The sequence below is a fragment of the Bradyrhizobium semiaridum genome, from assembly GCF_020329505.1.
Lineage (GTDB): Bacteria > Pseudomonadota > Alphaproteobacteria > Rhizobiales > Xanthobacteraceae > Bradyrhizobium > Bradyrhizobium semiaridum.
In genome coordinates this window covers 1-23,166 of the sequence record NZ_JAGKJJ010000035.1, presented here as the reverse complement: position 1 = coordinate 23,166, position 23,166 = coordinate 1, and the positions used below count along the sequence as shown (strand labels likewise).

The 23,166-nt window shown below is 65.2% G+C and carries 22 protein-coding genes and 1 tRNA gene; 18 read left to right on the top strand and 5 right to left on the bottom strand.

Translation table 11 applies throughout. From position 1 onward, the window contains the following. The first annotated feature begins 136 nt into the window (after positions 1 to 136). The 11 genes from J6500_RS27860 to J6500_RS32310 all read left to right on the top strand — a co-directional run bounded on the left by J6500_RS27860 (position 137) and on the right by J6500_RS32310 (position 11,243). On the top strand, positions 137 to 1,297 hold the full coding sequence (locus J6500_RS27860; RefSeq protein ID WP_225715906.1) for a transporter substrate-binding domain-containing protein: 1,161 nt from the start codon (positions 137 to 139) through the stop codon (positions 1,295 to 1,297). Continuing rightward, the gene (locus tag J6500_RS27855; protein WP_225715905.1) at positions 1,294 to 1,956 is read left to right on the top strand and encodes an ANTAR domain-containing response regulator; all 663 of its coding nucleotides are present in this window, start codon (positions 1,294 to 1,296) and stop codon (positions 1,954 to 1,956) included. The genes J6500_RS27860 and J6500_RS27855 overlap by 4 nt, the downstream gene beginning before the upstream one ends. A gap of 11 nt (positions 1,957 to 1,967) precedes the next feature. Continuing rightward, positions 1,968 to 3,209 carry an urea ABC transporter substrate-binding protein gene (locus J6500_RS27850; RefSeq protein WP_225715904.1) on the top strand — a complete coding sequence of 414 codons (1,242 nt, stop codon included), beginning with the start codon at positions 1,968 to 1,970 and terminating at the stop codon, positions 3,207 to 3,209. A 113-nt stretch (positions 3,210 to 3,322) separates the two neighbouring features. Next, complete coding sequence (locus tag J6500_RS27845) at positions 3,323 to 4,195, top strand: ABC transporter permease subunit (RefSeq protein ID WP_225715903.1); 873 nt, start codon at positions 3,323 to 3,325, stop codon at positions 4,193 to 4,195. A gap of 14 nt (positions 4,196 to 4,209) precedes the next feature. After that, positions 4,210 to 5,274 (top strand): branched-chain amino acid ABC transporter permease, encoded by a 1,065-nt coding sequence (locus tag J6500_RS27840; protein ID WP_225715902.1) that lies wholly within the window; start codon positions 4,210 to 4,212, stop codon positions 5,272 to 5,274. Then, positions 5,274 to 5,990 (top strand): ABC transporter ATP-binding protein, encoded by a 717-nt coding sequence (locus J6500_RS27835; protein ID WP_225715901.1) that lies wholly within the window; start codon positions 5,274 to 5,276, stop codon positions 5,988 to 5,990. The genes J6500_RS27840 and J6500_RS27835 overlap by 1 nt, the downstream gene beginning before the upstream one ends. Before the next feature lie 4 nt (positions 5,991 to 5,994). After that, complete coding sequence (locus tag J6500_RS27830; protein ID WP_225715937.1) at positions 5,995 to 6,711, top strand: ABC transporter ATP-binding protein; 717 nt, start codon at positions 5,995 to 5,997, stop codon at positions 6,709 to 6,711. A 31-nt stretch (positions 6,712 to 6,742) separates the two neighbouring features. Next, positions 6,743 to 7,732, top strand: coding sequence for an acetamidase/formamidase family protein (locus tag J6500_RS27825; protein WP_225715900.1), 990 nt, complete (start codon positions 6,743 to 6,745; stop codon positions 7,730 to 7,732). Between the two features lie 12 nt (positions 7,733 to 7,744). Beyond that, positions 7,745 to 9,484: a nitrilase-related carbon-nitrogen hydrolase gene (locus J6500_RS27820; protein WP_225715899.1), complete on the top strand. Its 1,740-nt coding sequence runs from the start codon at positions 7,745 to 7,747 to the stop codon at positions 9,482 to 9,484. A gap of 40 nt (positions 9,485 to 9,524) precedes the next feature. Continuing rightward, a complete protein-coding gene (locus J6500_RS27815) occupies positions 9,525 to 10,286 on the top strand; it encodes an SDR family NAD(P)-dependent oxidoreductase (RefSeq protein ID WP_225715898.1) in 762 nt (253 codons plus the stop codon). Between the two features lie 99 nt (positions 10,287 to 10,385). Further along, positions 10,386 to 11,243, top strand: coding sequence for an alpha-amylase family glycosyl hydrolase (locus J6500_RS32310; RefSeq protein WP_225715897.1), 858 nt, complete (start codon positions 10,386 to 10,388; stop codon positions 11,241 to 11,243). 204 nt (positions 11,244 to 11,447) lie between these two features. Here the strand turns inward: J6500_RS32310 and J6500_RS27805 are convergent. Both J6500_RS27805 and J6500_RS27800 read right to left on the bottom strand, forming a co-directional pair. Then, positions 11,448 to 11,523, bottom strand: a tRNA-Ile gene (locus tag J6500_RS27805). An 84-nt stretch (positions 11,524 to 11,607) separates the two neighbouring features. Next, on the bottom strand, positions 11,608 to 12,576 hold the full coding sequence (locus tag J6500_RS27800; RefSeq protein ID WP_225715896.1) for a Bug family tripartite tricarboxylate transporter substrate binding protein: 969 nt from the start codon (positions 12,574 to 12,576) through the stop codon (positions 11,608 to 11,610). A 122-nt stretch (positions 12,577 to 12,698) separates the two neighbouring features. On the opposite strand from J6500_RS27800, the gene J6500_RS27795 reads away from it, so the two are divergent. Beyond that, positions 12,699 to 13,679, top strand: coding sequence for a TAXI family TRAP transporter solute-binding subunit (locus J6500_RS27795; RefSeq protein WP_225715895.1), 981 nt, complete (start codon positions 12,699 to 12,701; stop codon positions 13,677 to 13,679). 93 nt (positions 13,680 to 13,772) lie between these two features. On the opposite strand, the gene J6500_RS27790 is transcribed toward J6500_RS27795, so the two are convergent. Further along, positions 13,773 to 14,984, bottom strand: a complete 1,212-nt coding sequence (locus J6500_RS27790) for an ABC transporter substrate-binding protein (RefSeq protein ID WP_225715894.1) — start codon at positions 14,982 to 14,984, stop codon at positions 13,773 to 13,775. A gap of 193 nt (positions 14,985 to 15,177) precedes the next feature. Here J6500_RS27790 and J6500_RS27785 point away from each other — a divergent pair, with 193 nt between their 5' ends. The 6 genes from J6500_RS27785 (at position 15,178) to J6500_RS27760 (ending at position 21,782) form a co-directional block, all read left to right on the top strand. Further along, the gene (locus J6500_RS27785) at positions 15,178 to 16,287 is read left to right on the top strand and encodes a molybdopterin-binding protein (RefSeq protein WP_225715893.1); all 1,110 of its coding nucleotides are present in this window, start codon (positions 15,178 to 15,180) and stop codon (positions 16,285 to 16,287) included. 15 nt (positions 16,288 to 16,302) lie between these two features. Next, positions 16,303 to 18,243, top strand: a complete 1,941-nt coding sequence (locus tag J6500_RS27780) for a molybdopterin biosynthesis protein (RefSeq protein WP_376707869.1) — start codon at positions 16,303 to 16,305, stop codon at positions 18,241 to 18,243. Positions 18,244 to 18,576: 333 nt separating this feature from the next. Next, the gene (gene mobB / locus J6500_RS27775; protein ID WP_225715891.1) at positions 18,577 to 19,104 is read left to right on the top strand and encodes a molybdopterin-guanine dinucleotide biosynthesis protein B; all 528 of its coding nucleotides are present in this window, start codon (positions 18,577 to 18,579) and stop codon (positions 19,102 to 19,104) included. Between the two features lie 69 nt (positions 19,105 to 19,173). Next, positions 19,174 to 19,443, top strand: a complete 270-nt coding sequence (locus tag J6500_RS27770; RefSeq protein WP_225715890.1) for a sulfurtransferase TusA family protein — start codon at positions 19,174 to 19,176, stop codon at positions 19,441 to 19,443. Positions 19,444 to 19,765: 322 nt separating this feature from the next. Beyond that, on the top strand, positions 19,766 to 21,415 hold the full coding sequence (locus tag J6500_RS27765) for an OFA family MFS transporter (RefSeq protein WP_225715889.1): 1,650 nt from the start codon (positions 19,766 to 19,768) through the stop codon (positions 21,413 to 21,415). A gap of 91 nt (positions 21,416 to 21,506) precedes the next feature. Further along, on the top strand, positions 21,507 to 21,782 hold the full coding sequence (locus tag J6500_RS27760) for a hypothetical protein (protein WP_225715888.1): 276 nt from the start codon (positions 21,507 to 21,509) through the stop codon (positions 21,780 to 21,782). 222 nt (positions 21,783 to 22,004) lie between these two features. On the opposite strand, the gene J6500_RS27755 is transcribed toward J6500_RS27760, so the two are convergent. Together J6500_RS27755 and J6500_RS27750 are read right to left on the bottom strand one after the other, a co-directional pair. Then, the gene (locus tag J6500_RS27755; RefSeq protein ID WP_225715887.1) at positions 22,005 to 22,352 is read right to left on the bottom strand and encodes a hypothetical protein; all 348 of its coding nucleotides are present in this window, start codon (positions 22,350 to 22,352) and stop codon (positions 22,005 to 22,007) included. Between the two features lie 188 nt (positions 22,353 to 22,540). Beyond that, positions 22,541 to 23,166, bottom strand: a 626-nt coding sequence (locus tag J6500_RS27750) for a S16 family serine protease (protein ID WP_283842956.1), incomplete at its 5' end; no start/stop codon positions are given.

The window sequence follows — 23,166 nt, the reverse complement described above, 5'->3', positions numbered from 1 at the left end:
AGCGTTGGGCAGAACGGCCCATCAACGCGACAAGTTCAACCATTTCCAACACCACGCGGCCTTGCGTGTTCGGTTGGCGGCGAGGGCGCCCTCGGCTTCATGGCCGGTGGGCGCTTTTTTGTTTTTGGATTGAGAGATGATGCGGACGCGGTATCGGATCGGCGTGATGTTCTCGACGACGGGCTCGTACAGCGTCGTCGCGCGCTCGATGCTGAACGGCGCGATGCTCGCGTTCCGCGAGGTCAATGACAGCGCCGATGCGATCTCGCTCGAGCCGGTCGTGGTCAATCCGTCCGGCGACCTTGCGAGCTACCGTTCGCTCAGTCTCGAATTGCTGGGATCGGATATCCGCCACGTGGTCGGCTGCTACACGTCGTCGAGCCGCAAGGAGGTCATTCCCTGTTTCGAGAAGTTCGACGGATTGTTGTGGTATCCGTCACACTACGAGGGGTTCGAGAGCTCCGACAACGTCATCTACACCGGTGCAGCACCCAACCAGCACGTGCTGCCGCTGGTCGACTATCTCGCATCTCGCGTCGGCTCCAGCGCTTTCTGCGTCGGCTCCAACTACATTTGGGCCTGGGAGAACAACCGCATCTTCCGCGAGGCCCTCACCGCGCGCGGCGGCACCGTGACGGCCGAACGCTATCTTTCGGTCGGCGACACCGAGGTCGACCAGGTCGTCGCGGCGATCATCGACCAGCGTCCGGATTTCGTCTTCAACAATTTGATCGGCACCAGCGCCTATGCCTTCTTCCGCGCGTTCCGCGCCACCTGTCGTGCACGCGGCATCGACCAGGCTGCGCAAATTCCGGTCGCGAGCTGCACGCTCTCCGAGCCCGAATTGCCGGAGATCGGCGCCGATGCCGTCGACGGCCATCTGTCCTCGAGCGTCTACTTCTCATCGCTGAATTCGCCCGAGAACGCTGCCTTCAGCCGCGCCTATGCCGAGGCGTTTCCGGACGGGCCGGTCTCGTCGGCCGATGCCGAAGCCTCCTACGTTGCAGTCAAGCTTCTGGCGGCCGCGTTGGCGCAGGCCGGAACTGACGACGCCCGCAAGGTCCGCGCTGCGGTGGCCGATCAGCGGTTGCTCGCTCCGCAGGGTGAGGTCCGCATCGACCGGCAGACTTTCCATGCCTGGCTCACGCCGCGGATCGGCCGGTCGGCCGCCAACGGGCAGTTCGAGGTGCTGCTGGAATCGCGCGAACCGATCGCGCCCGATCCCTATCTCGTTCAGTCATCGCCGCGCTTTGCCAGCGCAATGCGCTCCCCGCTGTTGAAAGTGGTGCAATCATGAGCTCCCGACTGCTGCAGAATTTCAAGGGCGGCCGCGCCATCGTCGTCACCCGGCACGGCGGTTGCGAAGGCGCGCTCGAAACCACGCTGGCCAAGCTCGGCGTTTCCACCGAGTACCCGGAGATCGTCGATGGCCGTGCACAGATCGACGTCGCGGGTCTGCAGCCCGATCGCGACATCCTGTTCGTCGACGCAGACCTCGAAGGCGTGGTCGCGATCGAGGTCGATCCGGCGTCGCGGCTGCCGCCGGCCCCGGTGATCGGCCTCGTCGGCGTGGAGGCACCGAGCCGGCTCAAGGCGCTCGTCAATCTCGGCGCCACCTCGTTCTTGCGCAAGCCGGTGCATGGCGGCGCGGTCTACACCTCGCTGTTCATGGGCATCAACCAGTTCCTGCTGCGCGCCGAGATGTACGAGCGGCTGCAGGATCTGGAAGAGAGGCGCCGCGGCCGCCGCGCGGTGATCCGGGCCGTGATCCTGTTGATGCGGCAGAACGGCCTCGATGAAGACGGCGCCTATTCCCTGCTGCGCCGCGAAAGCATGCGCGCGCGGCAGAGCATGGAGATCTATTGCGAGGAGTTCATGAGCAAGTGGGCGAAGCCCGATACGTCCGGCCGCACGACCGGCATCACGCTGCGAGGCGGCAACAAGCAGGCCATCTAGGAGAAACACATATGAGCAAATCTGTATTGCGGGGGCTGCGTGCCGCAGCCCTCACGGGAACGCTTGTCTTCGGATCACAGCTGGCGATCGCAGCCGAGAACCCGGTCAAACTCGGTGTCCTGGAGGATCAGTCCGGCGATTTCGCCGCCGCAACCATCGGCAAGGTTCACGCCATCCAGCTCGCCGCCGACGAGATCAACAAGGCCGGCGGCATCATGGGCCGGCCGCTCGAACTCGTGACATACGACACGCAATCCGACAACACGCGCTATCAGGAATTCATGCGGCGCGTCCTCCAGCGCGACAAGGTCGACGTCGTGTTCGCGGGCTTCTCGTCTGCCTCGCGCGAGGCCTACCGTCCGATCGTGGACCAGTTCAACGGCTTCGCTTTCTACAACAACCAGTACGAAGGCGGCGTCTGCGACGGCCACATGATCGTTACCGGCGCGGTGCCCGAGCAGCAGTTCTCCACGTTGATCCCCTACATGATGCAGACCTACGGCAAGAAGGTCTACACGCTCGCCGCCGACTACAATTTCGGCCAGATCTCGGCGGAGTGGGTGCGCAAGATCGTCAAGGAGAACGGCGGCGAAATGGCCGGCGAGGAGTTCATCCCGCTCGGCGTGTCGCAATTCTCCCAGAGCATCCAGAACATCCAGAAGGCCAAGCCGGACTTCGTGGTCACCCTGCTCGTCGGCACCGCACAGGCCTCCTATTACGAGCAGGCGGCCTCCGCCAACGTCAACCTGCCGATGGCGTCCTCCGTCAACGTCGGACAGGGCTACGAGCACAAGCGGTTCAAGCCGCCGAGCCTGAAGGACATGTACGTCACCACCAACTACATCGAGGAGATCGATTCGCCCAAGAGCAAGGAGTTCTACGCCAAGTTCAAGGCCAAGTTCCCCAGCGAACCCTATGTGAACCAGGAGGCGGAGAACTCCTATCTTGCCGTCTATCTCTACAAGCAAATGGTCGAGCGGGCGAAGTCGACCAAGCGCGAGGAGATCCGCAAGGTGATCGCGATGGGCGATGTCTGCATGGATGCCCCCGAGGGCAAGGTCTGCATCGATCCGAAGAGCCAGCACATGTCGCACACGATCTACCTCGCCAAGGTCGGCGCCGACCACTCGATCTCGTTCCCGAAGGTCTGGGAGGACATCAAGCCCTATTGGCTCGGTGACGCCGGCTGCGATCTCACGAAGAAGGATCCGATGGCCCAGTACACGCCGTCGAATCCGCCGCCGAAACCCTGACGGCGCCGGATCGCCCTGGCGTTCCCGGATCGCCCCGGCGTTTCCCGGGACGCCGGGGCGATCATCAAAACCCGCTGCGGCAACGTCACGTTCCTCGATACTCTGGTTGGTTCATGGACATTGCGACCCTTGCATTTTCCGCGCTCTATCAATTCGGCGACGCCTTCGCCTTCCTGGTGCTGTCGGCCTGCGGTCTCGCGGTGATCTTCGGCATGATGGGTGTGATCAACCTCGCCCATGGCGAGTTCATCATGTGCGGCGCCTATGTGACGGCCGCGACGGTGCACGCGGGCCTGCCGCTCCCGCTCGGAATTTTGGCGGGCACGGTCGTGTCGGCGCTGGTGGGCGTTATGGTCGAGCTCGTCGTCATTCGTCACCTCTACGACCGGCCGCTCGATACCATCGTCGCGACCTGGGGCCTCAGCCTGATCGCCACGCAGGGAACGCTGATCATGGTCGGATCGACGATGGCAGGGGTCGGCACGCCGTTCGGCAGCTTCCAGGTCGGCGCTTATTCCTATTCGATCTACCGCATCGTGCTGTTCTGCGCTGCGCTCGGGGTCCTGGCGTGCCTCTATGCGCTGTTCAACTGGACGCGCTTCGGCGTGCTTGCGCGCGCCACCATTCAAGTACCGCACATGGCTGCCGCGCTCGGCGTCGATACGCGCCTGATCTACAGCCTGACGTTTGCCTGCGGAGCGGGCCTCGCCGGACTTGCCGGTGGCCTCTACGCACCGACCATGACGCTGGTGCCGACCATGGGCGCGACCTTCATCATGGAAGCCTTCGTCACGGTCGTGATCGGCGGCGCCGATGTCTTCCTCGGCACGGCTCCTGCCGGCGGCGTGCTCGCGGTGGTGAAAGCGGCAATGACCTCCTGGCAGGGGCAATTGTTCGGCCAGATCGGTCTGCTGGTGGCGGTCATCATCGTCGTCCGGGTGCTGCCGAAAGGCATCTCGGGCTTCGTGCTGCGCGAGCGCACGTGACGGATGGTGGCGTCATGACGGGTTTCATGTCGTTGTTTCGGCGCCTCGAAGGCCCACAGACCGTCGGTCGCGGCCCGGCCTTCTGGAGCCTGTTCGCTCTCGTGCTGGCAGTCGCGCTGGCTTATCCCCAGTTCAGCGACGGCTACACGGTCGGCAACACCGTCTATTTCTTCGTCTGGGTCTTCATCGCGCTGAGCCTGTGCTTGATCTGGGGCTATGGTGGCTCGCTCTCGTTCGGTCAGACCGCGTTCTTCGGGATTGCCGGCTATGGCTACGGCATCCTGACCATCAACTTCGGTTCGGCCTACGGGTTCACGCTGATCGCGCTGGTCGCTGCGGTGGCGATTGCCGCGCTGTTCGCCGTGCTGCTCGGCTATTTCATGTTCTTCGGCCGCATCGCGGGCGTTTTCCTCGGCATCGTCACGCTGGCCGTGACGCTGATGCTGGAGCGCTTCATGGCGCAGACCGCGGGGCCCGAGTGGCGCATCGGCAGCGCGCGACTCAACGGCTTCAACGGCATGAGCGCGATGCCGCCGCTCACCATCCCCTGGCCGGGCGAGCCGATCGTGCTGTTCGCGGATGTCGGTCTCTACTATCTCGTGCTCGGTCTTTTGGTTTTCGTCTATCTCGGCCTGCGCATCCTGATGAACTCGTCGTTCGGCAATGTCATCGTTGCGATCCGTGAAAACCCCGAACGCGCGGAGATGCTGGGCTACGACGTGCGCAAATATCAGCTCATCACTTTCGTGATCGGGGCCGCCCTCGCCGGCCTGTCCGGCGTGCTCTACACGGCGTGGGGGCAGTACATCACGCCGTCGAGCATGGGCATGACGGCAGCCGCGCTGCCGCTGATCTGGGTCGCCGTCGGCGGCCGTAGCGATCTGACGTCCACCGTGGTTGGCACGTTGGTGGTGCTCGCAGGGTTCCAGGCGCTTACGATCTATGGCAGCCAGTATGCGCTGGTCTTCATGGGCGTGCTTTTGGTGCTGACCGTCCTGATCGCCCCGAACGGCCTGGTGCTCGGCGTGATGAACTGGCTGGGGCGCCTGACCGCCCGCTTCACGCGGAAGGCGCCCTGATGTCGCTGCTCGAGCTTCGCAAGCTGAACAAGCATTTCGGCGGCCTGCACGTCACCAATGCGGTCGACCTCACGCTGGAGGCCGGCGAAATCCATTGCCTGATCGGTCCGAATGGCGCCGGCAAGAGCACGCTGTTCCGCCTGATCCTCGGCGAGCACCATCCGGGCAGTGGCGATATCCTCTTCGCCGGCGAAAACATCACCAGGATGAAGTCGTTCGCGCGGATCCATCGTGGCCTCTCGGTCAAGTTCCAGGTGCCGGGCGTGTTCAAGGGGCTGTCGGTTCGCCAGAACCTGGAGATCGCCCTGCAGAGCAGGCACGGCGGGGTGGAGCTCGAGATGGAGATCGATCGGCTGCTTGCCTTCCTCGGACTGGAATCCGAGCAGGCCCAGACCGCCGGAAATCTCAGCCATGGCCAGAAGCAGTGGCTCGAGATCGGCATGGCGATCAGCCTGAAGCCGCGGCTTCTCCTGCTCGACGAGCCGACCGCCGGCATGTCGCCGGAAGAAACCCATCTGACCGGCGAGATGGTTCAGCGGCTCAATGCCGATGGCATGACGGTGCTGGCGATCGAGCACGACATGGCGTTCGTGCGTCAGGTCGCCCACCGCGTCACGGTACTGCATCTTGGCCAGGTCTTTGCCCAGGGTTCGATCGACCAGATCGTGGCCGACGAGCGCGTGGCTGCCATCTATCTGGGACAGGCGCATGCTTGATACGATGCGCAAGGAAGTCATCCTCTCGACGCTCGGCTTGCGCGCCGGTTACGGCGGCAAGCCGGTGCTCCAGGGCCTCGAGATCGAGGTGCGCGAAGGCGAGATCGTCGCGGTGATCGGCCGCAACGGTGTCGGCAAGTCCACCTTGATGAAGAGCCTGATCGGGCTCGTCCCCGCCATGAGCGGAACGATCGTCTATCGCGGCGAGGCGGTCGAGGCGCTGCCGGCGCACAAGCGTGCGCGGCTCGGCATGGGCTACGTGCCGCAGGGCCGCGACGTGTTTCCGCGGCTGACCGTCGGCGAAAATGTCGCAGTCGGCGCCGCGATCAGGGGTGGCGGAATTCCCGAGGCCGGCCGGCGCAAGATCGTCGAGGCCTTTCCGATCCTGGCCGAGCGCTGGGACCAGCGCGCCGGCACGATGTCCGGCGGCCAGCAGCAGCAACTTGCGATCGGACGCGTCCTGATCGCCGATCCCAATCTCATCCTGCTCGACGAACCCTCGGAAGGGATCCAGCCCAATATCGTCCAGGACATCGCGCGCAACATGGTCGAGCTCAACCGCAGGACCGGCGTGACCATCATCCTGGTCGAGCAGAATCTCGACATGATCCGCGCCATGGCGCAGCGCTGCTACGTCATGGACAAGGGACGCATCGTCGCCAGCCTCGACCGCTCCGCGCTCGACGACGAGGCCGAGATGCGCCGACACCTCGCGGTTTGAACGGCTACGCCCATAACAAAGGAGAACAGCAATGGCCTGGCACAGCAATTCCATCATGGCGCGCAAAGGCGTCGCCAAGGGCGAACGCGGCCCGCGATACGCGATCACGGAAGCCGAGCAGGGCAAGTACCACTACGTCTATGGGCCTTATGTGAATCCGGTGCTGACGGTCGACCCCGGCGCGGTCGTCTCCGCCGAGACCCATGACGCATTCGAGGGCGCGATCAAGCATGAGACCGACAGCCCGTCGAAGATTCTCAACTTTCCGTTCTTGAATCCGCAGAACGGGCCGATCCACGTCAACGGCGCGGAGAAGGGCGATACGCTCGCGGTCTATATCGAAAGCATCGTGCCACGGGGACCGCAGCCCCGAGGCACCACGGTGATCATGCCGGATTTCGGCGGCCTGGTCAGCACCGGCCAGACCGCGTTGCTCAATCCGGCGCTGCCGGAGCGGGTGAAGAAACTCGAGATCGACGCCGCGAGCGGAACCAAATGGAACGACAAGATCACGCTGCCTTATGAGCCGTTCATCGGCACGATCGGCACGTCGCCGGAGATCGAGGCGATCTCCTCGCTGGTCCCCGATTACTACGGCGGCAACATGGACCTGCCGGATGTCGGCGTCGGCGCCATCATCTATCTGCCGGTCAACACCAAAGGCGCGCTGCTCTATCTCGGCGACTGTCACGCGGCGCAGGGCGACGGCGAACTCTGCGGCGTCGCCATCGAGCATCCGACGGTGACCACGGTGCAGATCGACCTGATCAAGGGCTGGACTATCGCCTGGCCGCGGCTCGAGACGGCCGATTTCATCATGACCATCGGCTCGGCGCGGCCAATGGAGGATGCCGCGCGCATCGCCTATCGGGAGCTCTGCCGCTGGATGGCGGCGGATTACGGCTTCGACGAGATAGATGCCTACATGCTGCTGACCCAGGCCGGCCGGGTCCGTCTCGGCAACATGGTCGATCCGAAATATACGCTCGGTGCCTCGATCAAGAAATCCTATCTCGGCTGAGGTGGCCGGATCATGTCCAGCATCCACAAGGTCGCGACAGTCCAGTTCGAGCCGACGATGTTCGAGAAGGCGCGCAACATCGCGCGCCTGCTCGAACTCTGCGAGCAGGCGGCGGTGGCCGGCGCCAGGCTGATCGTCACGCCGGAAATGGGAACGACGGGATATTGCTGGTTCGACCGTGCCGAAGTCGCTCCTTTCGTCGAAACGATACCGGGCCCGACCACCGACCGCTTCGCCGCTCTCGCGGCGAAGCACGATTGCTACATCGTGGTCGGCATGCCCGAGGTCGATGAGGACGGCATCTATTTCAACAGCGCCGTGCTGATCGGCCCCGAAGGCGTGGTCGGACGACACCGCAAGACCCACCCCTATATCTCCGAGCCGAAATGGGCTGCGCCCGGCGATCTGCACAATCAGGTGTTCGACACCCGGATCGGGCGGATCGCGCTTCTGATCTGCATGGACATCCATTTCGTGGAGACGGCGCGGCTGATGGCTCTCGGCGGCGCCGACGTGATCTGCCATATCTCCAACTGGCTTGCCGAGCGAACGCCGGCGCCGTACTGGATCAGCCGCGCCTTCGAGAACGGTTGCTACGTGATCGAGAGCAACCGCTGGGGACTTGAGCGCACGGTCCAGTTCAGCGGCGGCAGTTGCGTCATCGCTCCCGACGGCGAGGTGACTGCGGTGCGCGACAAGGGCGACGGGTTCAGCCTCGCCGAGATCGATCTCGATCTTGCACGGGCGCGCCGGGTCCTCGGCGAACCTGTCTTCCTCCAGCGTCGGCCGGAGCTGTATCCTGAACTGCTCACCGACACTTTCAGCTGGAATCCACGGGATTTCTTCGGTCTCTACGGCCACGAGCCCTGGCCTGAAGGGGCGCGTTCGCGCGTCAGCGTTGCCCAGTTCAGCCCGGTCGACAGCGTTGCCGCAAATCTGCAACAGATCGCAGCATTTGCGCGACGGGCACGCGCCGACGGCGCCGGGCTCGTCGTGTTCCCGGAGCTCGCGGTCAGCGGTCTCGTCGATCCCGCCGGATCGGCGCAGCCGATACCGGGTTCGATCACCGACAGTCTGGCTGCGCTCGCCACGGAGTTACGGATTTACCTCGTCTGCGGAATGGCCGAGCGTGCGGGCGAGGCTGTTTACAACAGTGCCTGTCTGGTTGCACCGGATGGACAGATCACGCGCTATCGCAAGACGCATTTGACGGAAGAGGAGCGGAGCTGGGCCACGGCCGGCGACGATTGGAGCGTGGTCGACACGCCGGTCGGTCGCATCGGCCTCTTGATCGGTCACGACGCGGCGTTTCCCGAAGCGCCAAGGGTGCTCGCGCTTCGCGGCTGCGACATCATTGCCTGCCCGGCAGCGGTGAAAGGCCGCTTCAGTTCGCCGCACGCGGGCACGGCCGTCACGCAACCGGAGCCGATTCCGACCGGTGCCGATCCGCATCATTGGCATCACTTCCGCGTCCGTGCCGGTGAGAACAACGTGTTCCTGGCGTTCGCCAATGTGTTCGATCCCGAACGCGGCTATTCTGGTTTGAGCGGCGTGTTCGGTCCCGATACGTTCGAATTCCCGCGCCGCGAGGCAATCGTTTCAAGCGGCGCCGGCCTGGCGACGGCACTCGTCGACACCACCAACCTCGACAGCGCCTATCCGACCAATGTCGTGCGACGGAAGGATCTGGTCTCGATGCGAATGCCGCACAGCTATCGCGGATTGGTCAGGACGATTGCGAACACTTATTGAACGTGTGAAGCTAGCGCAAAGCGATGGGAGGAAGCCGGCCATGGATCTGGGACTCAAGGACGCCAAGGTTCTCGTCACCGGAAGCACCAAGGGGATCGGCCGCGCGATCGCCGAAACCTTTGCCGATGAGGGGGCAAATCTCGGCATCTGTGCGCGCAAGCAGGCAGACGTCGAGAGCACCGTTGCCGCACTCAAGGCCAGGGGTGGCGCGGCGTACGGCGCCTCCGTCGACGTGGCGGATGGCGCCGCGCTCAAGGCCTGGGTCGTTGATATGGCCGGCAAGCTGGGCGGGATCGACGTCGTCGTGGCGAATGTGAGTGCGCTGGCGATCGGGCAGGACGATGAGAGCTGGGCAAAGGAATTTTCCACCGACATGATGGGAACGGTGCGCCTGGTGAATGCGGCAATGCCCTATCTGGAGAAGAGCGAGGCGGGCGCCATCGTCACGATCTCCAGCGTCTCGGGACGCGAGGTGGATTTTGCCGCCGGACCCTATGGCACGTTCAAGGCGGCGATCATTCACTACACGCAGGGCCTGGCCAACCAGCTCGCGCACAAGGGCATCCGCGCCAACTCGGTGTCGCCGGGCAACACCTATTTCGAAGGCGGGGTCTGGAATACGATCAAGGACAACAATCCAGAGCTCTACAAGACTGCGCTGGCTCTCAATCCCACCGGCCGAATGGGGACGCCGCAGGAAATGGCCAACGCCGTCGTGTTTCTCGCGAGCCGCGCCGCGAGCTTCATCACGGGAACGAATCTCGTGGTGGACGGTGCCTTGACCCGCGGTGTCCAGCTCTAGGATGAAGCGGCGAAAGCCGCTGCGGCGCGTCCCAGGCCGTCGGTCGGTGCCGATCGCCGTGCTGCTGACTGCGCAACCTTCGAGGGCCACCACCAGCGCGTGACGCTCAACCATGATGAGCCTGCGGTCGCCGACTACGTCATCCGCGTGATGAATCACTGGCTCGATCGCGGTGCCGATGGTTGGCGGCTCGATGCGGCCTATGCCGTCCCGCGGCAGTTCTGGCGGCGTGTCCTGCCTGCGGTTCGCGCGCGGCATCCCGACGCCCATATCTTCGGTGAGATGATCCACGGCGACTATGCCGGCTTCGTTGGCGAGACCGGCGTTGATGCGGTCACGCAATACGAGTTGTGGAAGGCGATCTGGAGCGCCCTGAACGATCGCAACTTGCATGAGCTCGCATGGGCACTCGGGCACCACAATGCGATGATCGACCGCTTCGTGCCGCAAACGTTTGTCGGCAATCACGACGTCACGCGGATCGCGAGCCAGCTGCTGGACGAACGGCATATCGCGCATGCGCTGGTGATCCTGATGACCTGTGGCGGCACGCCCTCGATCTATGCCGGGGATGAACAGGCGTTCCGCGGCATCAAGGAGCGCCGGGCCGGCGGCGACGACGCGATCCGTCCGGCCTTTCCGGCGGCGCCGGCAGAGCTGGCACCGTTCGGCTGGCCGGTCTATCGGCTGCATCAGGAGCTGATCGGATTGCGCCGGAAGCATCCATGGCTGTTTCGGGCGAAATCCCGAGTGATCTGGCTTCACAACACGGACCTCGTCGTCGAGGCATTCGATGAAGGCAATCGGCTATCGGTCGCTCTGAACCTCGCCGACGCAGCCGTCGTACGCACCATCGATACTACCGTCGACAGGCTCGCGGGATCGGTGGCCGTGCGCAGGGCAAGCACAAGGACCGAGCTCACCCTGCCGCCGCACGGGTCGGCTATCCTGGGCTAGCGCCCCCGACCGTGCGAATAATCATGCAAAAACTGAATCTTCTATCTGGGCAGTGGCAGCATCGCACCGGAGACGCCAAACAGTTCTTGTACACCATTCCCGACAACGTGACGCTCGAACAAGTCAGGTTCAGACTCTTGCCACACGCTGACATTTCGTCTGTGCAGGGTGACAGTACCTTTCCCTCCCCTGGCGAGCGAAGGCTGGTGGGCCCGGCAGGACTCGAACCTGCAACCAGACCGTTATGAGCGGCCGGCTCTAACCATTGAGCTACAGGCCCCGCCGCCTTGCGGGCCGCGCGAGGCGGCCGGCAACGGTGCCGGCTCCGTTTACAGGCTGAGCCGCGTTCCGGCAATGGCGTAGCTCAGTCCACCGAGACGCCGGCGAACTCCACCACCTTGCGCCATTTCTCGGTCTCGTCGGCCACCAGCTTGCCGAATTCGGCGGGGGTCATCGGCTTCGGGATGCCGCCGACCTCGGCCAGCCGGGCCAACAGCTTGGGGTCCTTCAGCGCTTCGCCGACCGCCTTGTTCAGGGTCGCGACCACCTCCGGCGGGGTGCCTTTCGGCGCCGAGATGCCGTAGAAGCCGACCGACTCGAAGCCCGGTACGGTCTCGGCGATCGCCGGCACGTCGGGCACGCTCGGCCAGCGCTGCGGCGAGGTGACGCCGAGCGCGCGGACATTGCCGCCGCGCGCCTGCTCCAGCGCCGAGGGCAGATTGTCGAAGATCAGCTGCACCTTGTCGGAGATGATGTCGGGGAAGGCGATCGCCGAGCCGCGGTACGGCACGTGCTGCATCTCGCACTTGGTCATCGCCTTGAACAGTTCGGCCGACATGTGCACCGAGGTGCCGTTGCCGGACGAGGCGTAGGAGATCTTGCCCGGATTGGCCTTGCAGTAGTCGATGAACTCCTTGACGGTCTTCACCGGCATCGCGTTGGAGACCACCAGCATGTTGGTCAGCTGCATGATGCTTGCAACCGGCACGGTGTCGCGCAGGAAGTCGAACGGCAGCTTCTTGTACAGCGAGGTCGAGATCGCGTTGTTGGGCGCGACGAACAGCAGCGTGTAGCCGTCGGCCGGCGAGTTGATCGCGGCGGCCGCCGCGATGTTGCCGCCGGAGCCGGTGCGGTTCTCGACCACGAATTGCTGGCCTAGATGGTCCGACAGCCACTGCGCCATGATGCGCGCCACGATGTCGACCGGTCCGCCGGCGGCAAAGCCGATCAGCCAGCGCACCGGGCGGTTCGGATAGTCGGATGCTGCGGAGGGGCCGAGAGAGGCAAAGCAGCAAATCAAAGCGAGCAATGCAGTACGCACCAAGCGGATCATCGTCTCTCCCGTCATTTTCTTTTGACCTTTATCTGCATGGTTTCACAAAACGCCGGCTTTGCCTATGACCCCGGCCGTGCAACGATGGTCTGCCCTGCCTGCAATGCGACTTGAGGCCGACCATGAAATTCGTTGTTATGATTTGCGCCGGCGCGATGCTGCTGGCGGGCAACGCGGTAGCGCAACAGGGGGGCAAGGCCATGTCCAACGCAGCTTCGAAGACCCCGATCAGTTTCGCCACGGCGACGCCGGGCGGCGGCTTTCCGCTCTATGGCAATGCTCTCGCCGAGGTGATGAACGCCGCCGATCCGACGCTGTCGATCGAGCCGCGCAACACCAAGGGCTCCAACGAGAACATCCCGCTGCTCGAGGCCGGCACCGTCGACATCGCGACGGTGGCGGGCGAGCCGTCCTACGAGGCCTTCATGGGCATCGGCCGGCCGAAGGCGACCAGGCTGAAGATCCTCACCGCGATGTATTCGAGCCCCGGCATGTTCGTGGTCCGTGCCGACAGTCCCTACCGGACCATCAGGGATCTGGTCGGCCAGCCCGTCGCGTTCGGCGCCAAGGGCTCCGGCCTGCCGATCCTGTCGCGCTATATCCTCGACGGCATCTCCCTGAAGCAGGACGAGGACTTCAAGTCGATCTATCTCGACCGCGCCGGTGACGGCCCCGCGATGGTCGAGGACGGCCGCGCCGCGGCGCTGTGGGGCGCGGGCATCGGCTGGCCGGGCTTCACCAAGCTGGCCGAGAGCGCGAGCGGCGCGCGCTTCATCGCGCCGAGCGCCGACGAGATCGCGACCATCCGCGCCAAGCACACCTTCCTCAAGCCGCTGACAGTGCCGGCCGGCAGCTATCCGAAGCAGACCGAGGCAATCGCCTCGGTCGGCTCCTGGAGCTACATCCTGGTGCGCGACAGCCTGCCCGACGACCTCGCCTACCGGCTGGCGAAGACGCTGCATGGGGCCGAGGCGGCGTTCTGCGCCAGGCTCGCGCAGGCCTGCGAGACCACGGCGGCGAACACCGTCGCCGCCGCGCCCGACATCAATCTGATCCATCCCGGCGTGCTGAAGTATTTCCGCGAAATCGGGGTGGTGAAATGAAGAGCGAATGGTGAGTAGTGAATGGCGAATAGTCGTTTTTGTTCGTCAATCGCCATCCGCTATTCACCATTCGCTATTCGCCATTCGCTCACGTCACTTTTTCACCAGCGGGCAGGCCGGGTCCGGCGGGCCGAACGCTTCCTCGCCGGAAATCTTCGCCAGGATCTTGTAATAGTCCCACGGATATTTCGATTCCGCGGGCGTCTTGACCTGAACCAGCCAGAGGTCGTGGATCATCAGATTGTCCTCGCGCAGCTTGCCGTTGCGGGCGAAGAAATCCTCGACGGGCTTCTCGCGCATCTTGGCCGCGACCTTCAGCGGTTCGTCGGTGCCGGCCTCCTTGATCGCGTTGAGATAGGCCGTCACGGAGGAATAGACGCCGGCCTGCCACATCGTCGGCATCCGGTTCATCTTGGCGAAATAGCGCTTCGACCATTCGCGGGTCTTGTCGTCCATGTCCCAGTAGAACGAGGTCGTCAGCAGCAGCCCCTGCGCGGCCGATAATCCAATGCCGTGGACGTCGGTAATCAGCGCCAAAAGCGCCGCCATCTGCTGCCCGCCGGCAAAGATGCCGAATTCGCCCGCCGTCTTGATCTCGTTGGTGTTGTTCGGCGGCCCGCCGGCAATGCCGATGATCTTCGCCTTCGAGGCCTGCGCCTGCAGGATGAAGGACGACAAATCCGGCGTCGCAAACGGCGGCCGCACCGCGCCGAGCACCTTGCCGCCGTTCTTGGTCACCACGGCCGAGGCGTCCTTCTCCAGGGAATGGCCGAACGCGTAGTCGTCGGTGATGAAGAACCAGCTGTCCCCGCCGCGCTTCACCACCTCCTGCGCGGTGCCGACCGCGAGCGCCCGGGTGTCGAACACCCACTGCATCGTGTAGGGCGAGCAGAACTTTCCGTGGAAATCGGTCGCACCGGTCGAGTGCGTGATGAACATCTTCTTCTTCTCGTTGGCGATGTTCTGCACCGCGAGCCCGACCGCGGAGACCGGCACGTCGACGATCAGGTCGACCTGATCGACGTCATACCAGCGCCGCGCAAGACTCGCGCCGATGTCCGGCTTGAGCTGGTGGTCGCCGACGATCACGCTGATCGGCTTGCCCAGCACCTTGCCGCCGAAATCGTCGACCGCCATCTGCGCGGCGGTCACCGAGCCCTGTCCGGTCGGCGTCGAGGCCGGGCCGTTCATGTCGGTGAGCACGCCGATCTTGACGAGATCGTCGGACACCTGCGCGCTCGCGGCCGAGGCGGCCAGCAGCGCCGCCGCGAGCGTCCCGAACACGGCCAGTCTTGTGGCGATCATTCTGTCTCCCTCCCGTGAATCGGCGCATTGGCCATTATTGCTTGATTGCTTGTGCCGGTCGTCGAAGCCCGGCCATATTGGTTTCTTTTGCAACCATTTCGGGGTCCGCGTCAACGCGCCTTCGGTCTAATTGCGGCGTCATGGATCGGCCCAAGCCGGTTTCATTTCGGGCCGATTCAGTCCATAGCGGGCCATGATCACGTCCCAGCGCCTGCCGGCTTCGCTCACCCCGCTCGATACGGCCCTGGCCGCCGTGCTGCGCGGCGTCGCCCCTGTGGCGCCGGTCACATTGCCGCTGGCCGATGCCCTGCACTGCATCGCCGCGGAGATGCCGCCCTTGCGCGCCCACCCGCCGCATGACGTTGCCGCCGCTGACGGCTGGGCGATGCGCGCCAACGATCTGGTCGGGGCGTCGTTCTATGCGCCGCTGCCGCTGACGGAGGCCCCGACCTGGGTCGATGCAGGCAGCGCGATGCCCGCCGGCACTGACTGCGTGGTCGATGCCGACATGGTCGACACCTCCGGTCCGATCGTGCAGGTGTTGGCCGAGGTGATCCCGGGGCAGGGCGTGCGGCGTGCCGGCAACGAGATTGCCGAAGGGCGCGCGGTGACGGACGCAGGGCGGCCAGTGCAGCCGCGCGACCTGCTGCTCGCGCGCGGTGCCGGAGTTGCGGCGCTGCTCGTGCGCCGGCCGCGGCTTCGCATCGTCAATCTTCCCGGCGGTGAGGCGACCGCAACGTTCATCGCTGATGTCGCACGCTCGGCCGGCGCCGATGTCACCCGCAGCGAGGCGCCCGGGCGCGATGCGGCGGCGATCGTTGCGGCACTCGACGCCAGCGCCGACCTGCTTCTCACGATCGGCGGCAGCGGCGTCGGCCGCAACGACGCGGCGGTGGCGGCGCTGTCCGCGCGCGGCGAGGTGATCGCGCACGGCATTGCCCTGCAGCCGGGGCGCACCGCGGCGCTCGGCCGGATCGGCGAGACGCCGGTCATCGCCTTGCCGGGCGCTCCGGATCAGGCTTTCGCGGTATGGTGGGCGCTCGGGCTTCCCATGCTCGATCGCCTCACGGATCGACAGCCGCGCCAGACGCGCGCATTGCCGCTGGCGCGCAAGATCGCTTCCAGTGTCGGCATTGCCGAGGTCGCGCTGCTGATGCATCAACATGCGTCCTGGGCGACGCTCGCGCTCGGGGAGCTGTCGCTCGATGCGATCGCGCGCGCCGAAGCCCTCCTGATCGTGCCCGGATCTACGGAAGGTTTTGCTGCGGGCACGGTCGTCGATGCCTATATGTTGCGGGAGTGAGTTCCCGAGATGAGCATGCCGACGCCGAAACATGATCCATCCCTCGATCAGGACCAGTTCCTGACCGTCCTGTCGCGCGAGGAGGCGCTGGCGCGCTTCGAAGCCGCGCTGTTCCCGCGCGACGTGCCTTCGCAGACGCGGCTGCTTGCCGACGCGCTCGGCTGCGCGCTGGCGGCGGACGTGGTGGCGCCGATCGACGTGCCGCCGTTCGACCGCTCCAATGTCGACGGCTTTGCGGTACGCTCCGCCGATCTTGCAGGCGCCGGCGAAGGTGCGCCGGTGCAACTGATGCTCAACGACGAGACCATCGCCTGTGGCACCGCGCCGACGCGGCCGGTGCTCTCCGGCACTGCGACGTCGATCGCGACCGGCGGTCCGGTGCCGCGCGGCGCCGACGCCATCGTGATGGTCGAGCACACCCAGCCCGCCGGCAACCGCGCGATCGAGGTGCGCCGCGCGGCATCGCCCGGGCAGTTCGTGTCCTATGCCGGCTCCGACATCGCGCGCGGCGAGGCGCTGCTGCGCGCCGGCACCGTGATCGGCTCGCGCGAGATCGGCATGCTCGCGGCCTGCGGCATCGCCGAGGTTTTGGCTGCACGCCGGCCGCGGGTTGCGATCCTCTCGACCGGTGACGAACTGGTGCAGCCCGGCGAGACGCTGCGGCCGGCCGCGATCTACGACACCAACGGCGCGATCGTCAGCGCGGCGATCGCCGAGAACGGCGGTGATGCGCATTTCCTCGGCGCGATTGCCGACGACGAGGCCGCGCTCGAAGCCGCGATGCGCAGGGCGCTGGCCGACAGCGACATGCTGGTGCTGTCGGGCGGCACTTCCAAGGGTGCCGGCGACGTTTCGCACCGGATCATCGCGCGGCTCGGTGCGCCCGGCATCATCGCGCATGGCGTCGCACTGAAGCCGGGCAAGCCGCTGTGCCTTGCGGTCTGCGACGGCAAGCCGGTGATCATCCTGCCGGGCTTTCCGACCTCGGCGATGTTCACCTTCCACGACATGATCGTGCCGGTGCTGCGCCGCATGGCCGGGTTGCCGCCGCGCGCAGATGCCAGGGTGACGGCGAAGGTGCCGGTGCGCATCGCTTCCGAACTCGGCCGCACCGAGTTCGTGATGGTGTCGCTGGTCGAAGGCAGCGAGGGGCTGATCGCCTATCCCAGCGGCAAGGGATCCGGCGCGATCACCTCGTTCGCGCAGGCCGACGGTTTTTTGAAGATCGACGCGCTCGCCGACCAGATGCCGGCGGGCAGCGAGACCGACGTGACCTTGTTCACGCCGCATGTGCGGGTGCCCGATCTCGTCATCGTCGGCAGCCATTGCACCGGGCTTGATCTGGTCACCGCGCCGCTGGCGCGGGCCGGCCTCGTGGTGCGGTCGATCGCGGTCGGCAGCCTCGGCGGGCTCGCCGCGGCCAAGCGCGGCGAATGCGATCTCGCCCCGATCCATCTGTTCGATGACAAGACCGAGACCTACAACACGCCGTATCTGAGCGAGGGTCTCGAACTGGTGCCGGGCTGGCGCCGCATGCAGGGCATCGTGTTCCGCAACGACGATCCGCGCTTCGCCGGCCTGAGCGCGGAGGAGGCGGTGCGCGCTGCACTGGCCGATCCCGCCTGCATCATGGTCAACCGCAACCAGGGTGCCGGCACGCGCATCCTGATCGATCGGCTGCTCGCAGGTCGCCGGCCGGACGGCTACTGGAATCAGCCGCGCTCGCACAACGCGGTCGCGGCCGCGGTGGCGCAGCATCGCGCCGATTGGGGCATGACCATCGCGCCGGTCGCCCATGCGTCCGGGCTCGGTTTCATTCCGCTTGCCGAAGAGCATTATGATTTTGCGCTGGTGACGGCGCGCAAGCAGCGGCCGGCAGTGCAGACCTTTCTCGACGCGCTGGCGTCGGCCGAAGGCCGCGCCGCTTTGACCGCGGCGGGGTTCAGGCCGGCATAGAGAATCCCACCGTGGATACAGCCCCACCCGCCACGCATCTCACGATGCGCGTCGGCCTCCCCCGCAAGCGGGAGAGGCGAAGTGAACCAGCTGATAAGCTTACGCGCCTCACATGCGATCGCCCTGCCTGCAAGGGGAAGAGAGCCCGACCGGTGTGCTCTCCTTACGTACTATGAAGAAGCGGGGGACCACGGGTGCCCTTCGTGCTGGCGCCGGCCGGGCTGGCATGACAAGCCCTGCTCGCCGATATAAGGATGGCTGGAACCGGGCTTGAATCTTTCCGCTTCGCACCGACGAGCGGGCCCAACGGATTTGCACGTGGCGATGGATCGAATGAGAGTGATTGGCCTTGCGGGGTGGAGCGGCGCCGGCAAGACCACCCTGCTGTCGCGGGTGATCCCGCATCTGCTCGAGCGCGGCCTGCGCGTGTCGGTGATCAAGCACGCCCATCACGAATTCGATGTCGACCGGCCCGGCAAGGATTCCTGGGTGCACCGGCAGTCCGGCGCGACCGAGGTGCTGGTGTCCTCGGCCCGGCGCTGGGCGCTGATGCACGAGCTGCGCGGTGCCGGCGAACCGCATTTGCCGGAACTGCTCGCCAAGATGGCGCGGGTTGACCTCGTCGTGGTCGAAGGTTTCAAGCGCGAGCCGATCAACAAGATCGAGGTGTACCGCGCCGCCAACGGCAAGCCGTTGCTGTTTGCCGACGACAGGCGCGTGGTCGGGATCGCGAGCGACGTGGCGGTCGAGACCGCGCTGCCGGTGGTCCATCTCGACAGGATCGATGACGTCGCCGCTTTGATGCTGCGCTCCGCAATCCCAGTCGACGAGGTGCTGGCCGGGGCTTCCGCCGATCACTGACATGGGCAAGGTTCGCATCAATGCGCGGTCTCCGTTGACGATGGGCGGCAGCTTCGCCATGGTCGCGTCATGACCACCACAAAGCTCGATCTCACCGGCCTGAAATGTCCGCTGCCCGCGCTGAAGACGCGCAAGGCGCTGAAGAGCGTGACGGCAGGCGATTTCCTTGAGGTGCATTGCACCGATCCGCTGTCGGTGATTGATATCCCGAACCTCATTCGGGAGACCGGCGACAAGGTCGAGATCACCGAGCGCAGCGACGTCCGCATCGTCTTCCTGATCGAGAAGACAAATGGGACGATAGACAATACAAATGCTGCATCGCCGCGCAGCTCGTGACGGCTTTGAATATCGACCTTTTGCCTATCGACACCTATTCCCGCTTCTGCGCGAATTGATAATGTCCCCGACGCTGTGGAGGTGGAATCGCGCCCGGGTGAAGGCGCGTCGGGGCTATGGGGAGCCTACAACCAAATGAGCGCCGCGTGATCGGCATATCCGGTCGCGTCGGGGGTTAGAATTCCGACAATGCGTGTGGTGGTCCCGGCGCATGCGGGGAGTTTTGTGGACCAGCGGATGCAAGCTGTGCCGCAGAGGGGCTGAAGCGGGATCGAAGACAGCAGATTCGCCTGTCGTAATGGCGGCTGCAGGGGAGGTTTCAATGACGACAGTGAGCGCCGGAAGTATCGCCGGAGCAGGTGCGGGTTTCCTCGACAAGGAACGGACGATCGCGACAGCCGGGTTCAACCGCTGGCTGGTGCCGCCGGCTGCGCTCTGCATCCATCTGTGCATCGGCATGGCCTATGGCTTCTCGGTGTTCTGGCTGCCGCTGTCGCGCGCGATCGGCCTCTCCGCGCCGAAGGCCTGTCCGGACATCTCGCTGGTCCAGGAATTGTTCACGACCACCTGCGACTGGAAGGTCGCGAGCCTCGGCTGGATGTACACGCTGTTCTTCGTCGTGCTCGGCGTCTCCGCCGCGGTGTGGGGCGGCTGGCTCGAGCGGGTTGGGCCGCGCAAGGCCGGCTTCGTCGCCGCTCTGTGCTGGTGCGGCGGTCTCGTGCTCGGCGCGATCGGCATCATGACGCATCAATTGTGGCTGATGTGGCTCGGCTCCGGCGTGATCGGCGGCATCGGGCTCGGCCTCGGCTACATCTCGCCGGTGTCGACGCTGGTGAAATGGTTTCCCGACCGCCGCGGCATGGCGACCGGCATGGCCATCATGGGCTTCGGCGGCGGCGCCATGATCGGCGCGCCGCTGGCCGACAAACTGATGACCTATTACAAGACCCCGACCTCGGTCGGCGTCTGGGAGACCTTCCTCACCATGGGCGCGATCTATCTCGTGTTCATGATGATCGGCGCGTTCCGCTATCGCATCCCGCCGACCGGCTGGAAGCCGGAGGGCTGGACGCCGCCGGCCAAGGCCAATGCGATGATCTCGAGCAAGAACGTCCACCTCGACAACGCGCACAAGACGCCGCAGTTCTGGCTGATCTGGTGGGTGCTGTGCCTCAACGTGTCGGCGGGCATCGGCGTGATCGGCATGGCCTCGCCGATGCTGCAGGAGATATTCGCCGGCAAGCTGATCGGGCTGCCCAATGTCGGCTTCAACGCGCTCGACGCCTCGCAGAAGGCGCAGATCGCGGCGATCGCGGCCGGCTTCGCCGGCCTGTTGTCGCTGTTCAACATCGGCGGCCGCTTCTTCTGGGCTTCGCTGTCGGACAAGATCGGCCGCAAGAACACCTACTACACGTTCTTCGTGCTCGGCATCGTGCTCTACGCGCTGGCGCCGACCTTCGCCGCGATGGGCTCGAAGCTCTTGTTCGTGCTCGGCTTCGGCATCATCCTGTCGATGTATGGCGGCGGTTTCGCCACCGTGCCGGCCTATCTCGCCGACATGTTCGGCACCCAGTTCGTCGGCGCCATCCACGGCCGGCTGCTCACGGCGTGGTCGACCGCCGGCATCATCGGCCCCGTGGTGGTGAACTACATCCGTGAATTCCAGCTTGCCGCCGGCGTGCCGCGCGACCAGCTCTACAACACGACGATGTACATCCTCTGCGCCATGCTGATCGCCGGCTTCATCTGCAATTACCTGATCAAGCCGGTCAATCCGAAGTGGCACATGAGCGATGCCGAGATGGCCAAGCTGCAGGAGGCCACCGCGACCGCAGGCGCCGGACCGAGCGGATCGTTCGGCATCGGCAAGGGCAGCCTGGATGGCAAGGCGGCGCTGTTCTGGCTGTTCGTCGGCATCCCGCTGGCGTGGGGCATCTACATGACGCTGCTCAGCGCGGTCAAAATTCTCTGACCGTCGTGCATGATCGCCGCAGGGTGCCGATGTCGGGCATCCTGCGGCATTTGCTTTTCTTTGAACGAACAAGAATGAATTGGGGGTTTTAATGTTTGTTACCCGGACTTGTCTTGCCGCGGCGCTGCTCGCCTTCGGTCTTCATGCCGCCTCGGCCCAGACCGCGGCACCTGCAACGCCCGCGCCCGCCGCCACCGCCGCCAAGCCGTCGAAGATGAAGCTGACGATGGAGAAGCTGAAGGCGATGCGGGCGCAGTGGAAGACCAACAAGCCCAAGCTGAAGGCGTGCCGCAAGGACGTGAAGGCGAAGGGCCTCACCGGCGACGACCGCTGGTTCTACATCGAGGAGTGCATGACCAAGACCTGAGGCGATGCGAACGCATCGCTCACAAGCGGCACCACCCTCGGAGTCGTCCTGGCGAAGGCCAGGACCCATTACCCCAGCCGCTCGTTGTTGCGCGCCGCTGGGGCCGGTATCCCGCTCTCAACCAAATTCGGTGGTTATCGGTCCTGGCTTTCGCCAGGACGATGCCATAATTCCATCACCGCCATCCTAAAGCGCAGGCCTCGTTGTCGAGCGCCCCTCCAGTCAGCCGGCGATCGCCGACCACATGCCATTCTCGTAGCGTAGCGAGGCCGTTTCCGAAGCGGTGAGATCGGCCTCGATCGCATTCGGGCCGTTCGCCAGCATCTCCTGGTGCAGCGTCGCGCCGGCGGCGATGTTCTGCTGGAACCAGACGCGAAGGCGGTCGCGCGGCACGTGGCTGAAGACATCGGGACCATCAACGCGATTGTTTGCGAGGTAACGGTCGAGGCACCGCCGGACCACGACGCCATTTCCGTCAGCCGCGGTGGCGGCGATGCAAAGCAGATAGCTGTGGGTTCTCAGGAATTCGAGATCGTCCGGTGCAATTTCGATTTCAAGGGATTTTGTCATGGCTGGCAATTTTCCTTGGCCGTGTCCTTGGGCGGTCGCTGCCGCGTTCCTCATGTCCTTCTTGCGCTGGTTGCGGTCATCCTATTTGAAAACGGGGTGTCTCGTAAGGCGGAGCGGCGCAATTGACGCGGCGCAACCGCGCAAGGGAGAAGCCCTTGCGCGGGGATGTCGGTCACCGCAGTCCGCGATTACTCAGCCGCCGCGGGCGTGGTCTTGGCGGCTTCCAGCGCCGCCGATATCGCCTCGTCGACGCGTTCGAGCCAGATGAACTCGAGCTTCTCGCGGGCGCTCGCCGGGATATCGTCGAAGTCGCGCCTATTGCGCGCCGGCAGCATCACGCGGGTGAGGCCGGCCGCGGCGGCGGCGACCACCTTCTCCTTGATGCCGCCGACCGGCAGCACCAGGCCGCGCAGCGAGATCTCGCCGGTCATCGCGGTGTCGCTGCGCACGGTGCGGTCGGTCAGCAGCGAGGTGAGCGCGGTGAACATCGCGACCCCCGCGCTGGGCCCGTCCTTCGGGGTCGCGCCCGCCGGCACGTGGACGTGGATGTCGTTCTTCTCGAAGATCGAAGGATCGATGCCGAGCTGCGAGGCGCGGCTCTTCACCAGCGTCAGCGCCGCCTGCGCGCTCTCGCGCATGACTTCGCCGAGCTGGCCGGTGAGGATCAGCGTGCCGCGGCCCGGCGTGCGAGAGGCCTCGATGAACAGGATGTCGCCGCCGACCTGGGTCCAGGCGAGGCCGGTGGCGACGCCGGGGATGCTGGTGCGCATCGCGATCTCGTTCTCGAAGCGCGGCTGGCCGAGCAGCGTCGCGA

Excerpts from the sequence above, each read along its gene's own strand:
- J6500_RS27825 (WP_225715900.1), top strand. The coding sequence starts at position 6,743 with ATGGCCTGGCACAGCAATTCCATCATGGCGCGCAAAGGCGTCGCCAAG.
- J6500_RS27850 (WP_225715904.1), top strand. The coding sequence starts at position 1,968 with ATGAGCAAATCTGTATTGCGGGGGCTGCGTGCCGCAGCCCTCACGGGA.
- J6500_RS27840 (WP_225715902.1), top strand. The coding sequence starts at position 4,210 with ATGACGGGTTTCATGTCGTTGTTTCGGCGCCTCGAAGGCCCACAGACC.
- J6500_RS27770 (WP_225715890.1), top strand. The coding sequence starts at position 19,174 with ATGACCACCACAAAGCTCGATCTCACCGGCCTGAAATGTCCGCTGCCC.
- mobB (WP_225715891.1), top strand. The coding sequence starts at position 18,577 with ATGAGAGTGATTGGCCTTGCGGGGTGGAGCGGCGCCGGCAAGACCACC.
- J6500_RS27820 (WP_225715899.1), top strand. The coding sequence starts at position 7,745 with ATGTCCAGCATCCACAAGGTCGCGACAGTCCAGTTCGAGCCGACGATG.
- J6500_RS27845 (WP_225715903.1), top strand. The coding sequence starts at position 3,323 with ATGGACATTGCGACCCTTGCATTTTCCGCGCTCTATCAATTCGGCGAC.
- J6500_RS27800 (WP_225715896.1), bottom strand. The coding sequence starts at position 12,576 with ATGATCCGCTTGGTGCGTACTGCATTGCTCGCTTTGATTTGCTGCTTT.
- J6500_RS27780 (WP_376707869.1), top strand. The coding sequence starts at position 16,303 with ATGCCGACGCCGAAACATGATCCATCCCTCGATCAGGACCAGTTCCTG.
- J6500_RS27765 (WP_225715889.1), top strand. The coding sequence starts at position 19,766 with ATGACGACAGTGAGCGCCGGAAGTATCGCCGGAGCAGGTGCGGGTTTC.
- J6500_RS27755 (WP_225715887.1), bottom strand. The coding sequence starts at position 22,352 with ATGACAAAATCCCTTGAAATCGAAATTGCACCGGACGATCTCGAATTC.
- J6500_RS27855 (WP_225715905.1), top strand. The coding sequence starts at position 1,294 with ATGAGCTCCCGACTGCTGCAGAATTTCAAGGGCGGCCGCGCCATCGTC.
- J6500_RS27760 (WP_225715888.1), top strand. The coding sequence starts at position 21,507 with ATGTTTGTTACCCGGACTTGTCTTGCCGCGGCGCTGCTCGCCTTCGGT.
- J6500_RS27835 (WP_225715901.1), top strand. The coding sequence starts at position 5,274 with ATGTCGCTGCTCGAGCTTCGCAAGCTGAACAAGCATTTCGGCGGCCTG.
- J6500_RS27795 (WP_225715895.1), top strand. The coding sequence starts at position 12,699 with ATGAAATTCGTTGTTATGATTTGCGCCGGCGCGATGCTGCTGGCGGGC.
- J6500_RS27815 (WP_225715898.1), top strand. The coding sequence starts at position 9,525 with ATGGATCTGGGACTCAAGGACGCCAAGGTTCTCGTCACCGGAAGCACC.
- J6500_RS27830 (WP_225715937.1), top strand. The coding sequence starts at position 5,995 with ATGCGCAAGGAAGTCATCCTCTCGACGCTCGGCTTGCGCGCCGGTTAC.
- J6500_RS27785 (WP_225715893.1), top strand. The coding sequence starts at position 15,178 with ATGATCACGTCCCAGCGCCTGCCGGCTTCGCTCACCCCGCTCGATACG.
- J6500_RS27790 (WP_225715894.1), bottom strand. The coding sequence starts at position 14,984 with ATGATCGCCACAAGACTGGCCGTGTTCGGGACGCTCGCGGCGGCGCTG.
- J6500_RS27860 (WP_225715906.1), top strand. The coding sequence starts at position 137 with ATGATGCGGACGCGGTATCGGATCGGCGTGATGTTCTCGACGACGGGC.